At 56.4% G+C, this 15,932-nt stretch carries 12 protein-coding genes; 7 read left to right on the top strand and 5 right to left on the bottom strand.

Annotated features, from left to right (window positions below; translation table 11 throughout):
* Positions 1 to 18: 18 nt before the first annotated feature.
* The 5 genes from nqrE to HMPREF1121_RS06875 are packed head-to-tail and all read right to left on the bottom strand — an operon-like array spanning position 19 to position 4,666.
* Positions 19 to 636, bottom strand: a complete 618-nt coding sequence (nqrE, locus tag HMPREF1121_RS06895; RefSeq protein ID WP_044115525.1) for an NADH:ubiquinone reductase (Na(+)-transporting) subunit E — start codon at positions 634 to 636, stop codon at positions 19 to 21.
* A gap of 32 nt (positions 637 to 668) precedes the next feature.
* A complete protein-coding gene (gene nqrD, locus HMPREF1121_RS06890) occupies positions 669 to 1,310 on the bottom strand; it encodes an NADH:ubiquinone reductase (Na(+)-transporting) subunit D (protein ID WP_009433758.1) in 642 nt (213 codons plus the stop codon).
* A gap of 2 nt (positions 1,311 to 1,312) precedes the next feature.
* Positions 1,313 to 2,047 (bottom strand): NADH:ubiquinone reductase (Na(+)-transporting) subunit C, encoded by a 735-nt coding sequence (gene nqrC / locus HMPREF1121_RS06885; protein ID WP_044115523.1) that lies wholly within the window; start codon positions 2,045 to 2,047, stop codon positions 1,313 to 1,315.
* 18 nt (positions 2,048 to 2,065) lie between these two features.
* Positions 2,066 to 3,280 carry an NADH:ubiquinone reductase (Na(+)-transporting) subunit B gene (locus HMPREF1121_RS06880; protein ID WP_044115522.1) on the bottom strand — a complete coding sequence of 405 codons (1,215 nt, stop codon included), beginning with the start codon at positions 3,278 to 3,280 and terminating at the stop codon, positions 2,066 to 2,068.
* 33 nt (positions 3,281 to 3,313) lie between these two features.
* The gene (locus HMPREF1121_RS06875; RefSeq protein ID WP_044115521.1) at positions 3,314 to 4,666 is read right to left on the bottom strand and encodes a Na(+)-translocating NADH-quinone reductase subunit A; all 1,353 of its coding nucleotides are present in this window, start codon (positions 4,664 to 4,666) and stop codon (positions 3,314 to 3,316) included.
* Positions 4,667 to 5,493: 827 nt separating this feature from the next.
* Between HMPREF1121_RS06875 and HMPREF1121_RS06870 the strand changes: the two genes are divergently transcribed.
* The 7 genes from HMPREF1121_RS06870 to lipA all read left to right on the top strand — a co-directional run bounded on the left by HMPREF1121_RS06870 (position 5,494) and on the right by lipA (position 15,895).
* Positions 5,494 to 6,132, top strand: a complete 639-nt coding sequence (locus HMPREF1121_RS06870; RefSeq protein WP_052353639.1) for a hypothetical protein — start codon at positions 5,494 to 5,496, stop codon at positions 6,130 to 6,132.
* Between the two features lie 285 nt (positions 6,133 to 6,417).
* On the top strand, positions 6,418 to 7,887 hold the full coding sequence (locus HMPREF1121_RS06865; RefSeq protein ID WP_044115519.1) for a potassium/proton antiporter: 1,470 nt from the start codon (positions 6,418 to 6,420) through the stop codon (positions 7,885 to 7,887).
* A 1-nt stretch (position 7,888) separates the two neighbouring features.
* Positions 7,889 to 9,250, top strand: coding sequence for an MATE family efflux transporter (locus tag HMPREF1121_RS06860; RefSeq protein ID WP_052353638.1), 1,362 nt, complete (start codon positions 7,889 to 7,891; stop codon positions 9,248 to 9,250).
* Positions 9,251 to 9,329: 79 nt separating this feature from the next.
* Complete coding sequence (gene cobJ, locus HMPREF1121_RS06855; protein WP_044115518.1) at positions 9,330 to 10,745, top strand: precorrin-3B C(17)-methyltransferase; 1,416 nt, start codon at positions 9,330 to 9,332, stop codon at positions 10,743 to 10,745.
* A gap of 610 nt (positions 10,746 to 11,355) precedes the next feature.
* On the top strand, positions 11,356 to 12,552 hold the full coding sequence (locus tag HMPREF1121_RS06850) for an MFS transporter (RefSeq protein ID WP_044115517.1): 1,197 nt from the start codon (positions 11,356 to 11,358) through the stop codon (positions 12,550 to 12,552).
* Positions 12,553 to 12,755: 203 nt separating this feature from the next.
* On the top strand, positions 12,756 to 14,930 hold the full coding sequence (locus tag HMPREF1121_RS06845) for a S9 family peptidase (RefSeq protein ID WP_084152004.1): 2,175 nt from the start codon (positions 12,756 to 12,758) through the stop codon (positions 14,928 to 14,930).
* Between the two features lie 71 nt (positions 14,931 to 15,001).
* The gene (gene lipA / locus HMPREF1121_RS06840; protein WP_044115516.1) at positions 15,002 to 15,895 is read left to right on the top strand and encodes a lipoyl synthase; all 894 of its coding nucleotides are present in this window, start codon (positions 15,002 to 15,004) and stop codon (positions 15,893 to 15,895) included.
* Positions 15,896 to 15,932 lie beyond the last annotated feature (37 nt).

The raw sequence follows: 15,932 nt of genomic DNA, 5'->3' as shown, positions 1-15,932 counted from the left end.
GTTGAGTCTTCGCTTTCGTTACATCTTGACACCAGAGAAGCTGAGGAAGGCAATCCCCATGAGCGCCGTGACGATGAAGGTGATCCCGAGGCCACGCAGGGGCTTGGGCACATCAGAGTACTGGAGCTTCTCACGGATAGCAGCCATCCCGACGATAGCGAGCATCCAGCCGATACCGGAGCCGAAGCCATAGATGGTAGCTTCACCGATGGTGGGGAATTCACGCTGCTGCATGAAGAGTGATCCACCGAGGATAGCACAGTTCACAGCGATCAGCGGGAGGAAGATCCCGAGTGAGGCGTAGAGCGAGGGGCTGAAGCGCTCGACGAGCATCTCCACAAGCTGCGTGAAAGCGGCGATGACGGCGATGAAGATGATGAAGGAGAGGAAGGAGAGATCTACACCTGCGGCATCAGCACCGATGAGCCAGTCAAGCGCCCCCTGCTTGAAGACCTTGGTCTCGAGGAGGTAGTTGATAGGCAGCGTGCAGGTCAGGATAAACGTGACAGCGATACCCAGGCCAAAGGAGGTCTTTACGTTCTTCGATACTGCCAGGAAGGAGCACATCCCCAGGTAGTAGGCGAAGATCATGTTATCGATGAAGATCGACCTAAAGAATAAGGCTAATGAATCCATTCTTTGTTAGTTCTTATTTGCGTGGGTAAAGGTTAGTTTTCCTGAAGCTCCTTGTTGTACGAGCGGTGGATCCAGATGAGCACAGCCACGGAGATAAGTGCCATAGGAGGCAGGATCATCAGACCGTTGTTGACATAGCCGTGGATACCATCGGTAGCGTAGAAGCTCTGAGGGATGATCTGGAAGCCGAGGAGCGTACCAGAGCCGAGGAGCTCACGGAAGAAGCCTACAGCGACGAGGACAGCACCATAGCCAAGACCGTTCCCGATACCATCGAGGAAGGATTCCCAAGGGCCGTTACCCAGAGCGAAGGCTTCGAGGCGCCCCATGAGGATACAGTTCGTGATGATCAGCCCGACGAAGACGGAGAGCTGCTTACTGACGTCGTAAGCATAAGCCTTGAGGACTTCGCTGACGATGGTCACCAGGGTAGCTGCCACGACGAGCTGCACGATGATGCGGATACGGTTAGGGATCGTCTTACGCAGGAGCGAGATGACGACGTTGGAGAAGGCGACGACGACCGTCACAGAGAGTGCCATGACGATAGCGGGCTCGAGCTTAGAGGTTACAGCCAGCGCGGAGCAGATACCGAGCATCTGCACCATGATGGGGTTATTCTTGCTGAGTGGCCCGAGGAGCGTTTCTTTATTCTTTTTATTCCAGAGAGACATGGCTACTGAGCGTTATAGGTTTCAAGAAATTTTTGGAAGGGCTTGAGCGAGGCAGCGAGCATATCGTTCACACCATTGCTGGTGAGCGTACCGCCCGAGATACCATCGACGTAGTCCTTATCCTCGACCTTCTGGCCATTCTTGACGACAGCGATACCGGTGAAGGCGCCTTCACGGAAGATGTGCTTACCCTTGAACTGGGCAGAGAAGTGTGGCGTGGAGATTTCAGCACCGAGACCTGGGGTTTCCCCAGCGTTGCCGAAGTCAGCCCCATCGACCGTAGAGTGGTCAGCAGCATCGATAGCGATGTAGCCCCAGATCTTGTTCCACAGACCTGCACCATTGAGGGGGAGGACGTAGAGGGTCTTCCCATTGACCTCAGCGACGTAGACGGGGAGGTCTTGTGGTTGTTTCTTGGCGATCAGCTTGTACGCCAGCTCGGTGTTTGCATTGAAAGCTTCGCTATTACCAATCTCTTCCCCTTCGAAGGTCTTGACGATCTTCCCTTCGGCATTCACGAGGAGTTCCTTCTTGATGAGGTCCTTGTAGGTGGAGATGACGGCGGACTTATCGGGGCTCTGACCGAGTGCGCGGAGGATCTGCTGCATCTTGTCGATGTTCGCATTCTCCTGCTGTGCGGGACGCAGGACGATCGCTGCACCTGCCAGGAGGACTGCAGCGAGGATGACCATCACCGCAGCATAGATCAGTACATAAGAATTCTTATCTCTATTCATCGTTGTAGCGGTGTTGGATTAGTTCTGAGCCTTAGCGGAGAGACGCTTGAGACGCTTCTGCGTATTGCGCTCTACCACGATGTAGTCGATGAGAGGTGCGAAGGTGTTCATCAGGAGGATAGCGAGCATCATACCTTCAGCGTACCCAGCATTGAGCACACGGATGAAGACGACCATTACCCCGATGAGGAAACCATAGACCCACTTCCCAGCTTCGGTGCGTGCAGCGGTCACGGGGTCCGTAGCCATGAAGACGATACCGAAGGCGAAGCCACCATAGATGAGGTGGTGAAGTGCAGATACCTGCATAGCGGGCGTAGTACCGATGGCGTTGAAGACAGCAGCCATGACGACGACACCGACGACACCAGATACCATGATCTTGTAGCTAGCGATACCCGTATAGATGAGGATGCAAGCCCCGATGAGGATAGCGAGCGTGGAGACTTCACCTACCGAGCCTGGGAGGAAGCCGAGGAAGGCATTCCAGTCAGTCAGTGGACCACCGAGCGTATTGTGGATATCGGGGAGCATACCCTTAGCAGCAGCGATCTGCCCGAGGGGCGTAGCACCAGAGAAGCCGTCGACAGCCTTCTCAGCACCACCGAGCCCGAAGGTCGATCCGAGGCGTACCCATACGCTGTCACCAGACATAGCGGCGGGGTAAGAGAAGAAGAGGAAGGCACGCGTGATCAGCGCTACGTTGAAGACGTTGTAGCCCGTACCACCGAAGACTTCCTTAGCGAAGACTACAGCGAAGGCAGTAGCTACAGCGATCATCCACAGTGGGGTCTCCACAGGGATAATCATCGGGATGAGAATCCCCGTGACGAGGAACCCTTCCTGGATCTCCTCATGCTTCATCTGGGCGATGATGAATTCAATACCCAGACCTACAGCGTAGGAGACGATGATCTGAGGCAGCACGGAGAGGAAGCCATAGAAGAAGGTGCTCCAGAAGGAAGCTCCCATATTCTCAACGGCGATATTGTGCTGCAGCCCGACGTTGTACATCCCGAAGAGCAGCGCTGGCAGGAGAGCGAAGATGACTACGCTCATCGTGCGCTTGCTATCGATGGCATCGTGGACGTGAGCGCCACGACGCTTCGAGGTCGTATTGGGGACGAAGAGGAACGTCTCAAAGCCGTCGAAGACTGACTCCAGGGCCGAGAAGCGCCCCCCCTTCGTGAAGGCGGGCTTAATCTTATCGATTTGTTTTCTTAATGCGTTCAAGGTCGTTGTCCTTTTAATGAGTGAAACCTTCTATTAGTTCATTTCCTTGTACAGCTCATCCAGACCCTGACGTACGATCTGCTGGAGAGGTATCTTGGACGTGTCGACGAATTCGCAGACAGAGAAGTCTTCGGGAGCTACCTCATAGATACCACGAGCCTCCATATCGTTGATGTTGAAGGCAATGATGCTCTTCAGGAGGAACTCAGGATAGATATCCATAGGGAAGACACGGTCGTACTCGCCGCTCATGATCATAGCGCGGCGACCACCCTTGACACGGGCATCGAGCACATACTCCTTCTTAGGCATGAGCCAAGAGAAGTAAGAGCGGCTGTGGCTGTACTGGTTGAGACGAGGCATAGCCCAGCCAAAGACCTCGTGCACGTCGTCCCCCTCGGGGATGATCGTGATCTGGTCAATAGAGTAGCTCATGCGGTCGTGCTCTTCATCGACCTTGACACCGGAGAAGACATCCCCCTCGATGATGCGCTCATGCTCACCCTTCTTACCGAGACGGCCTGCGAGGGCTTCGGTGAAGCGGGCACCAGGCAGGACGGTCAGATAGCCCGTCTCCTTGGCTTCGGAACCCGTGAGAGCGATGGTGCGGGAGAAGTCGACCTTACCGGTCTTGAGGAAGCGGCCGATCACAAGAAGATCGCTGGCCTTGAGCGTCCAGACGGTCTCTTCCTTGTTGATAGGCGCCGTGTGGTTGATCAGCGTACCGACCAGACCTGCGGGGTGTGGCCCGCGGACTTCGACGCGCTCGACACCCGTCACACCCGTCAGTTCGCCAGGAGCGACACCGAGGTAGACCTTACCCGTGGTAAGCTTGGTGAGAGCGGTGAGAGCCAGCTGCAGCTCGTCCTCGCGACCCTGATCCAGATAGCTGAAGCGGGGAGCAAGGGGAGCGGTGAAGTTCGCCGTGACGAAGATGTCACGGGGCTCAGTCAGAGGATTAGCCAGGCGGTCGTAGGGACGCTGCTTGAAGAAGCTGAACATACCACTCTCCAGGAGGAGAGCAAGTACCTCAGAGCGCTGCATCTTTTCGACCCCAGCCGTGGCGAAGGACTTGTACTCCGTCGTCGCATCGGGGCGTACTTCGACACTCAGGACCTTGCGCTTGGCACCGCGATTGACAGCGATGACTTCGCCACTGACAGGCGAGGTCAAGCACAGCTCAGGCGCACCCTTGTGGCACAGCAGAGCATCGCCTGCCAGCACCTTGTCGCCTGGGTGAACGATCACTTTAGGGACGAAGCCGATGTAATCATCGGGGACGACGGCATAGCTCTCCGTGCGCTGGGCTGCTGCGAGTTGCGTCTCAGCGGCCTTTCCCTTCAGATTCAGCGTGAGGCCCTTCTTTATCGTGATAATGTTCGGCATAACACGTGATTTGATGATTTGTTTAGTTAAATTATTTGGGTACAAAAGTACACATTCTTTGCCATACTCTACCTATAATAAGGGAGGCAGCGCCCCACCACATCCCCACAACAAGCGAAGAGGGTATGCATAACTCCTCATCTTCGCCGTTCCTCCCAGCCTCGCGCGCGTACATATACTATATAGGATCGTGCCCGTCCCCCTCCCGCTAAGGGGTACACTCCGAGCGACGGTGCACCTATCCCAACCACGCTACACGCTCCCACTCCACCGAAGGGGGGGAAGGGCAAGCACAGCAGACACACGCCCCCACCAATAGGGGAGGTAAAAGGACCTATATTGGTCGGCGGGCTAACCTATATGGGTACGTGGGTCGAGCTATATAGGATGACGAAGAAAGCTATATAGCTTTGGACTGATTCCTATATAGCTTTGTGAAGTGACCTCTATTAGATTGTTGCTCCGCGTAAGGATATAAAGTTTTGAACGAGTGGTAGATAAGCTTGGACTACGTACGTGGATCAAATATCTACGTACGTGGATCTTTGGATTTACGTATCTGGTCTTTAAGACTACGTGCATAGATAGAAGAATACCACTACGGGAAGGCGCTTTTTTCTTCACGAGAACGATGCTTTTCCCTCCGCTGGATAAGGGGAATACGCGCGATAAGGCGAAGGGCTTGTGTATCACTTCGAAGAGGCACATCGGGAAGCTGGGTGCGCGATGCCTTAGCACATTAAATAGAAAACAGGACTCGGGGCAACAGCCTCCTATAGGTCGCGCAGTGAAGCAATATAGGTTCGCCCTTCCGCCTCGGACTCTTCATGCCCGACTACTTCGCAGCGGTCGGTCCTCTGGCTGCCGCTATTGAGAGCCTCGAGCTCGCAGAGAACCTGCGCAACGTAGCCTTCCGCTTCGATGTCGGGGAGCGCGACTATGAGTACGACCGCACCCTCAACGCGATGGACTGGCGCGATAAGCTCAGTGAGCTCGCCAAGGCCAATACAGAAGACTTCGTCCACGAGGCGAATATCATCGCTGGTCACGGGCACACCATCCCCTATCTGACGATGCCTCCATGGCTCTCGGAGCACAAGCGACGCGTATACCCCAAGCATCTAAGCTACACCTACTACAATATCGACGACGGATTCTCCGACGGGGTCTATTACCTCGGCTTCAGCGGGATCAAGCACAGCAGCGATGCCCGTCTGCACCTTGACGTACGGCATGAGGGCAATAGCTTCGACGTGGAGACCAAGCTCCTGCGTGGTACGGCCCAAGGCACGCTGACCCTCTATGTCGACAGCGTGGACTTCACTAAGCCCGTCGTCGTCAAGCACAATGGGCGGGTCATCTTCTCGGAGGTGCTACACCCCAACAAGGGGGTGATGGCCGAGGCTATCGCACGCTTCGGTGACCCCAAGCGCATCTTCCCCGCCAAGGTCATGATACCGCTCTAAGGTCGCTCAACCAAGCAGCCCACGGAGCAAGCTACCGACAAGAGAGCCCCCCGACAGCGTCCTACGGATGCCGTCGGGGGGCTCTCCTTGCTTCATGCGCGATGAGGACGGCAGTAGAGGAGCGAAGATCGGGGCTTTTCTCTGCTAAGAAGGCTCGGGCGAGGGCTGATGTACAGCGACTCCTATGCGGGTCGAGCGATCGAAGACTGCCGAGATTTCTGTATCTTTGTTTAGGCCGATGGCCCACAACTCTACTCACTCCCGTCCTCTCACATATATATGCCTATGGATCATGCTCCCGTAGCCTTCGAACCATATATCCTCGTAGGATCCTTCCTGATGCTCACCGGTATCATCGCCGGTAAGGTGGGCACGCGCTTTGGGGTGCCTGCCCTGCTCCTCTTCCTCATCACAGGGATGCTCTTCGGCAGTGCGGGCCTCGGGATCCAATACAACGACACGAACAAGACGCAGTTCGTCGGGATGATCGCCCTGACGGTCATCCTCTTCTTCGGGGGCTTCGAGACGAAGCTCAAGGAGATGCGCACCGTCCTCGGCCCGGGGATCATGCTCTCTACGGTAGGCGTCATCTTGACGACGCTCTGTCTCGGGGGCTTCTTCTACGGTATGGACCTCATGGGCTGGGCGCCCGTACACTTCACCTTCCCCATCGCCCTTCTGCTGGCAGCGACGATGTCGAGTACCGACTCCGCCTCGGTCTTCGCCCTCCTGCGCTCGAAGAATATGCACCTCAAGGAAGGCCTGCGCCCCATCCTTGAGCTCGAGAGTGGTAGTAATGACCCGATGGCCTACATGCTCACCATCGCCCTCATCCAGTACATCACGGGAGGAACGGACGGCTCGTGGGGGAGCATCCTCGTGACCTTCCTCCTACAGTTCTCCGTCGGTGGACTCATGGGCTATATCTTCGGGCGTATCACTCCCACTATCCTTAACAAGGCAGACATCGGCAACGGGGCGCTCTACCCCATCCTCCTCCTGTGCTTCGTCTTCCTCACCTTCTCCGCTACCTCGCTCCTGCATGGCAATGGCTACCTCGCCGTCTATATCATGGGCGTACTCGTGGGGAACAAGAAGCTCGTCCACAAGAAGAGTATCGAGACCTTCTTCGACGGGCTGACGTGGCTCCTACAGATCTCGCTCTTCATCATCCTCGGGCTCTTCGTCGATGCGCATAGCCTGCTGCCCATCACGGGCTTTGCGGTGCTGGCGGGTCTCTTCATGATCTTCGTAGCACGACCCCTGGCGTTACAGCTCAGCCTCATCTTCTTCCCCAGCATCAGTATGCGCGGGCGCTCCTTCCTCTCGTGGGTGGGCCTGCGTGGCGCCGTGCCGATCATCTTCGCCACCTACCCGATGATGAGTCAGGTCGAGGGCGCTGAGACGCTCTTCAACATCGTCTACGTCATCACCCTCCTCTCGCTGCTCATCCAGGGAAGCACCCTGCCTGCCGTAGCTCGCTTCCTTGGTCTCGACGAAGAGGTCAAGGTCAAGGTCAGCCACTTCGGCGTCGAGATCCCCCAATACACGGGGGCGAAGATGGTCGAGCGCACCGTCACGAGCAAGATGCTCCGTGAGGGCAATAAGCTCATGGAGCTAGACCTCAAGGAAGAAGAGCTCGTGATCCTCGTGCGCCGTGGTGAGAACTACATGGTCCCGAAGGGTAAGCTCGAGCTCGAGGTCGGCGATATCCTGCTCATCGTCTACGAGCAGAACTCTCAGCAAAGCGCCTAACGTGAAGCCCTCCGACATCCTGCGCCGTATCTGGGGCCTCGCGTTGCCCAACATCCTCTCCAACGTCACCGTCCCGCTCCTCATGCTCGCCGATACGGCGATGGCGGGACGTATGGCCACAGCCGACAGCATCGCAGCGGTAGCCATCGGCGCTGCTATCACCCAGTTCGTCATCGGTATCTGGAGCCTGCTGCGTATGGGTACGACGGGCTTTACCGCTCAGGCGTGGGGCGCATGTGACGTGCGCGCCCTACTGCGACAGCTCACCTCAGGCTCGATCATCGCACTTGCGGTCGGCCTGCTCCTCATCCTCCTGCGCCCGCTCTATGTCGCTCCCGCTGCCGCACTCCTGCAGGCAGGTGCCGACATGCACCTCCCCGAGGCGCAGACCTACCTCCATTACTCCTTCCTCGGCGCACCTGCCGCCCTCCTGCTCTACGTGTATAATGGCTGGCTCATCGGCGTACAGCGGATGAAGCTCGTCATGAGCGTGAGCATCGCCTGCAACCTGCTGAACATCCTCTTCAGCTACCTCCTCGCCTTCCCCGCAGGGATGGGCGTCGGGGGCTTGGCACTGGGCACGGTGCTCGCGCAGTACACGGCTGTCCTACTCCTCGCGCTCGGCGGCCTGCGCTACGAAGGGCGCATCCTCCGCCACCTCTCCAGAGAGCACCTCTGGCACCCCGAGACGCTCGTTCGCTACTTCCATGTCGGGAAGTACCTACTCATCCGCACACTCCTCTTGCAGGCGGTGATGCTCTCCTTCATCCGCTATGGGGGCGCTATCGGCGTGACGAGGCTGGCTGCCAACAGCCTGCTGATGCAGCTCTTCACGCTCTTCTCCTACTTCATGGACGGGCTGGCCTATGCTGCCGAAGCCCTCGTAGGCGAAGCTATTGGCGGGCGTAAGTTCGGACTCCTACGACTGATCATCCGCATCACACTGCAGGTAGGCTTCGTCGTCGCCCTCATCACGAGTATCCTCTACGCCCTCTTCCCCCGCCCCCTCCTCGAGCTCCTCACCGACAAGCAAGAGGTGCTTAAGCTCGCTCTCAGCGATAGTTTCCTGATGGCAGCCGTACCGATATTCTCCTACCTGGCCTTCCTCTGGGACGGGATCTTAGTTGGTGCGACGGACAGCAAGAGCATGAGCATCGGGGTAGCTGGTGGCGCGATGTCGTACTTCATCGTTGCGGAGAGCATCGCCACTATAGGTAGTGGCACCATGCTCTGGTTCGCCTTCCTCAACTACCTCCTCGTCCGCAGCTTCATCGAGTACTACCTCGGCATGCGTCGCATCCGAGCGCTCAGCCAAGAAGTGCATGATACTCGCCATTCATCCTATACTTATAGGCTGAAATAGACTATCTTTGTGATAGAAATCCAAAACTATTCAACTACAGGTATCTTACCTCTCCACTATTCAAGTACCCCTATTTTAGATGAAAAAGAATAAGATCATCGTCGCTGGCATCGGCCCTGGTAGCCCCGAGGATATCACCCCCGCCGTACTCCAAGCCGTGCAGGCCTCTGATGTGATCGTCGGATACAAGTATTACTTCCGCTTTATCAAGGACTATGTCCGCCCCGATGCCCTGTGTATCGACAGCGGGATGAAGGCTGAGCGTCAGCGCGCCGAAGAGGCCTTCCGCTACGCCCTCGAGGGCAAGACCGTCTGCGTCATCTCCTCGGGCGATGCTGGCATCTACGGTATGTCGCCCCTGATCTATGAGATGATGCGCGAGAAGGGTATCACGGATCAAGTCGAGGTAGAGGTACTCCCTGGCATCAGCGCCTTCCAGAAGGCCGCCGCTCTGCTCGGCTGCCCCATCGGCCATGACCTGTGTATCATCTCGCTCTCCGACCTGATGACGCCTTGGCTTCGTATCGAGAAGCGCATCGAGGCTGCCGCAGCGGGCGACTTCATCACTGCCATCTACAACCCCAAGAGCCAGGGGCGCTACTGGCAGATCTACCGCCTGCTGGAGATCTTCGCTCAGCACCGCAGCCCCGACACGCCCATCGGCTACGTCCGTCAGGCGGGCCGTGAGGAGCAGGTCGTCAAGCTCACCACACTCGCAGAGTTTGATCCCGAGGAGCTTGATATGTTCACCGTCGTGATCATCGGCAATACGCAGAGCTACAGCTTCGACGGGCACTTCATCACCCCTCGTGGCTACTATGACGAAGGCACGCTCGACAAGGATGCGAAGATCGGTCAGGCGATTATGATCGAGAGCTTCCGCACGATCAATAGCGAGCTGGCGAACCCCAACATCCCTCTCGACCACAAGTGGGCACTCATCCACTCGATCCACACCACGGCGGACTTCGAGATGGAGAAGATCCTCTACTCCGATCCCGGTGCGGTATCCAGCATCTATCAGGCGATGCTCGATGGGAAGTTCGACACCATCATCACCGACGTCACCATGGTGGCTTCGGGCATCCGCAAGGGCATGCTGGAGCGTCTTGGCCTGCAGGTCAAGTGCTACCTCAATGATCCTCGCACGAAGGAGCTCGCCGACCTGAAGGGTATCACGCGCTCGCAGGCAGGTATCCGTCTCGCCGTCGAGGAGCATCCCAATGCACTCTTTGCCGTGGGTAATGCCCCCACCGCCATCATCGAGCTCTGCGACCTCATCCGTCGTGGTAAGGCCCAGCCTACGGGTATGGTCGTTGCGCCCGTCGGCTTCGTGCAGGTACGTGAGTCGAAGTATATGGCGAAGGTCTTCAAGGACATCCCCAAGATCATCGTCGAAGGCCGTAAGGGCGGTAGCAACCTCGCTGCCACGCTGGTCAACTCCATCCTCACGCTGGACGACGCCGAGGCCCTGCGCCCTGGCCGTGACGTCTAAGTCGTCCCGCACACTCCCCATACACGTATGCGGCTGCACCGAGCGCTCGGTGCAGCCGCATTCTTTGTATCTATACTACTTTGCCTCCCATCCAATACGAAGACAAGCGCTCCCCTTCACGAGAAATAGTTCGCGCCTCGTAGTGCTTTTCCTCCGTCCACGTACGTAGATTTATCATCTATGCACGTCACTCCTAATATCTATGCACGTAGATTTTACGACCACGCACCTGGCCGAAGGTTTCCCCATACTCCTCCGCGCCTTTCCCTGTACAGCCTCACACCTTTTCCCGCGCTCCTTCACAGCTCCTGCTCTATCGAAGTGCAGCACGCACGAGTACCTCAAGTGCTTGCACTTATGCTTTGGGATCACTTCCCTCCCAGTGATCCGACCAAGGGGAAATGCCACCGCAAGCAGCCTCAAGACATACGAATATATAGCCGTTAGCCCGTAAGTTTATTTTAATAAAGCACCCTGAAAACACTACAAATCTCAGGAGCACAGATAAAATTTTAAAATATTTTTAGTTACATTTGCAGTAGCTACAAGTCAAACTACTGCTTTTTATTTGCGTGACTTGACAACACGAAAGCCAAAATATCCCCCTCATATGAAAGAAAATAAGTTCATCGTACCGATGGTATTTCTTGCCTTCATGTTCTTTACATGTGGGTTTGCCTTAGGGATCAACTCCCTACTCGTACCTGTATTGAAGGTATCGCTAAGCGTCTCGTCAATGGAAGCCTATATGCTCATCGGGGCGACATTCTTACCCTTCCTGATCTTTGGTTATCCAGCAGGACTGCTGATCAGTAAGATCGGCTATAAGCGCACGATGGCATCAGCTTTCGCTATGTTCGCGATAGCATTTGGCGTGTTCATCTTGTCCGCAGAAGCCAAGAGCTTCGTAATATTCCTCTTAGCCTCCTTTATTTGCGGGATGGCTAACACGTTCTTGCAGGCTGCGATAAATCCGTATGTCACCATTCTGGGGCCTACAGAGAGTGCGGCAAAGCGAATCTCAATCATGGGGATGATCAACAAGCTAGCTTGGCCTGTATCTCCATTATTTATCGCTCTCTTTGCCAGTAGTGGTGGTAGTGTTGGTCTGGAAGACCTCAACAAGCCCTTCCTTGTGATCATCGGCCTCTTCATAATCTTAGGGATCGTCGCACTCGTATCACCACTGCCCGAAGTGAAGGCTGCAGGAGAAGACAATGACACGGCCGACACGGAAGTATCGAGCTATGCTAATAGTAAGAGCTCGGTCTTCCAGTTTCCCCATCTTGTACTCGGAGCGATCGCCATATTCTTCTATGTGGGTTCGGAGACCATCGTCTTAGGGACACTTATAGACTATGCACAGGAATTAAGTCTCCCCCATCCAGAGACCTATTCATGGATCACTCCTATTAGTATCAGCATTGGGTATATACTGGGTATTATCCTGATCCCGAAGTACCTCTCGCAAACCAAAGCCCTACAGATATGCTCTTTCGTGGCACTCGTAGGGACTGCTCTCGTAGTAGTGCTTCCTGGAGTTTATAGCATCTACTCTGTGGGTATTATGGCATTAGGCTGCTCGCTGATGTGGCCTGCGTTTTGGCCTTTGGCGCTTATGGATCTAGGCAAGTACACCAAGCAGGGTTCATCCCTATTGACGATGGGTCTTATCGGTGGGGCTGTCATCACCGTCCTATTTGGCCTTATCAAGGATATCTCAGATATCCGATATGCGTATAGCATCTGCTTCATCAGCTTCATCTATATTCTCTTCTACGCCTTTAAGGGGCATAAGCTGAGATAGCGACCAGCCTTCCCTCAGTCGCGAAATCTCTATAAGATGCCCTCTACATACACATGCGGCTGCACCGAGCACTCGGTGCAGCCGCATACGTATATCGGTATAGCTATGCCTTCCACTCCCCTTCGAAGCGGATACAATAGTCCCTCGCTTGCCACCCTTGCTTTTTGTATCTTTGTCGAAAAGCAAACTAATACATACGAGTTATGCGGACACTACTATCACTCACACTGCTGCTCCTTGGCTTAGGTGCAAGCACCGAGGCTCTGGCCCAGCACCCCACCAAGGACCTCCAAGTTGAGGACGTCACCTCGGGTAAGTTCTACGCCTACACCGCAGGGCGCGGTATGCGCTCCACCAGCGACGGGAAGTACTACACGATGATGGATGACGGACATACCGCCATCCTGCGCTATAGCTTCCAGACGGGCGAACTCGTCGACACACTCTTCAGCGTCAACAAGGCACGCGAATGCGAATTCAAGAAATTCGACGACTACATCCTTGAGCCCAAGGGGCATCACATCCTCCTCATCACCGACCAAGAAGCCATCTACCGCCGCTCCAGCAAGGGTAATGTCTTCCACTACGACGTCCGTCGCAACCGCGTCGAGCCACTGAGCACGACCACCGGCAAGGTCATGATCCCCACCTTCAGCCCTGACGGCCGTATGGCAGCCTTCGTGCGTGAGGGGAATATCTTCATCAAGAAGTTTGAGTTCGACACCGAGGTCCAGGTGACGAGCGATGCCGTGCACAACAAGGTCATGAACGGTATCACCGACTGGGTCTACGAAGAAGAGCTGGAGACCACGCAGCTGATGACCTGGAGCGAAGACAATAACTACCTGGCCTTCGTCCGCACCGATGAGAGTGAAGTCGACGAGTACAGCATGCCTATCTACGGCACGGAGCAGTACCCTGGCGCCTATACCTATAAGTACCCTAAGGCCGGTACGCCTAACTCAAAGGTCTCCGTACACATCTACAATGTCACAGACCGCGCGAAGAAGCCCATTGACTTCAAGAGCGCACCCTACTACATCCCCCGCATCGAGTTCATCGGCCGTGATGGCAACCTCGCCGTCTTCTCGCTGAACCGCCAGCAGAACCACCTCACGCTCTACTACGTAAACGACAAGACGCTCCTGCCGAAGGTCATCTTCGAGGAGCGCAACAAGGCCTACGTAGATAGTCGCAACCTCCCGAAGTGTAAGTTCGTCCCCTCAGGCTTCGCCTACCTCGGCGAGCAGGACGGCTACCGCCATATCTACCTCTACTCCGACAAGGGGGCTTTGATCCGCAAGATCACCACGGGCAGCTATGACGACACCGACTTCTACGGCATGGACGCTCAGGGCAATGCCTACTATCAGGCTGCCGATGAGTCGCCCCTGCGCCGCTCGATCTACAAGGTAGATCCCAAGGGCCGCAAGACCGCTCTTCACCCTGGAGCAGGTGCCAATAGTGCTATCTTCAGCGATGACTTCTCCCACTACATCAGCATCTTCAGCAACTCTACCACGCCGACGACTACAGCCGTCTACGCCACGGGGAGCCTGCGCCCCCTGCGTGTACTGAAGGACAACAAGGAGATCGCTGAGCGCCTCAAGGACTACCGCCTGCGCCGTGAGGAATTCATCAAGATCCCCAACGGCCGTGGCCAAGAGCTGAATGCTTGGATCCTCAAGCCCTACGACTTCGACCCCAACAAGAAGTACCCCGTGCTGATGACTCAGTACAGCGGTCCCGACTCACAGCAGGTACTCGATGCCTTCGGCCTCGGCTGGGAGCAGGTACTCCCCAGCAAGGGCTACATCGTCGTCTGCGTCGACCCACGTGGTACGGGCGCTCGCGGTGAGGAGTGGCGTAAGTGCACCTACCTCAACCTCGGCGTGAAGGAGATCGAAGACCAGATCGCTGCAGCGAAGTGGCTCGGCAAGCAGTCCTACGTCGACGCCGACCGCATCGGCCTCTACGGCTGGAGCTTCGGTGGCTACATGACGCTGATGGGTCTGTGCCACGGCGAGAGCGTCTTCAAGACCGGTGTCGCCGTCGCCCCCGTCGCTGACTGGAGCTACTACGACACGATCTACACGGAGCGCTTCATGCGTACCCCACAAGAGAACCCCACGGGCTACAAGTCTTCCTCCGCCCTCGAGGTAGCGAAGAAGCTCAAGGGTAAGCTCCTCCTCATCCATGGTAGCGCCGATGACAACGTGCATGTGCAGAACGCCATGAACTTCACCGACCTCCTGGTCGCCGAAGGTATCCCCTTCGACATGGCGATCTACAAGGACCGCAACCACGGCATCTACGGAGGTAATGCCCGCAACCACCTCTACAAGCGTATCATTGCCTTCCTCGAGCAGAACCTTTAGCCTCGGCTATTTTACACCCCACTACCCTTAGGCTGAAGGCACCGCCCCTCAGCCTAAGGGCTATCACTTATATGATGCAAGAAGAACCTATCACCCAGAAGAAGAGCGGCAACGTCGTGCGCGTCCGCAAGCCCGAGTGGCTGAAGATCCGCCTCGGCGATAACTCGACCTTCACCGATACAAAGCATACGATCGAGCACCACGGGCTCAATACCATCTGCCATAGCGGCCGATGCCCCAACCAAGGGGAGTGCTGGAGTGCAGGCACGGCGACCTTCATGATCGGAGGCGCTGTCTGTACGCGCGCCTGCCGCTTCTGTAACACCCTCTCGGGGAAAGCCCCCGCACCACTCGACCCCCTCGAGCCGATGAAGGTGGCACAGAGCATCAAGAAGATGGGCCTGAAGCACGCCGTCATCACCAGCGTCGACCGCGACGACCTCGAGGACTACGGCGCAGGGCACTGGGTACGTACCATCGAAGCCATCCGCCGCACGACACCTGAGGTCACTATCGAGGTCCTCATCCCCGACTTCAACGGCCGTCTGGACTACGTCGACCAGATCATCGCTTGTCAGCCCAAGATCATCTCGCACAACCTCGAGACCGTCCGCCGTCTCACCCCCACGGTGCGCCACATAGCGACCTACGACCAGAGCCTCTCGGTGCTGGAGCGTATCGCCCAGAGCGGCATCCCTGCTAAGACGGGTATCATGCTCGGCCTCGGCGAGACGGAGGAGGAAGTCCTCGAGCTCATCGACGATGCCCACGCTGTCGGCGTGTCCATCATGACCATCGGGCAGTACCTACAGCCTACGCGCCGCCACCTGCCCGTCGTGGAGTACATCCACCCGAAGCAGTTCGCTCGTCTGCGTACCCTCGGGCTGGAGAAGGGCCTGCGCCACATCGAGAGCGGCCCCCTCGTGCGCTCCTCCTACCACGCCGAGCGCCACGTCCTCGACTAAGACTCCCTACTTATACAAATCAGTTCGCCCCCACAGC

It is taken from the genome of Porphyromonas sp. KLE 1280, from assembly GCF_000700805.1.
In the GTDB taxonomy this organism is placed as follows: Bacteria; Bacteroidota; Bacteroidia; order Bacteroidales; family Porphyromonadaceae; genus Porphyromonas; species Porphyromonas pasteri.
Note: the sequence above shows the minus strand (reverse complement) of the source record. Positions and strands in the feature narration are given on the sequence as shown.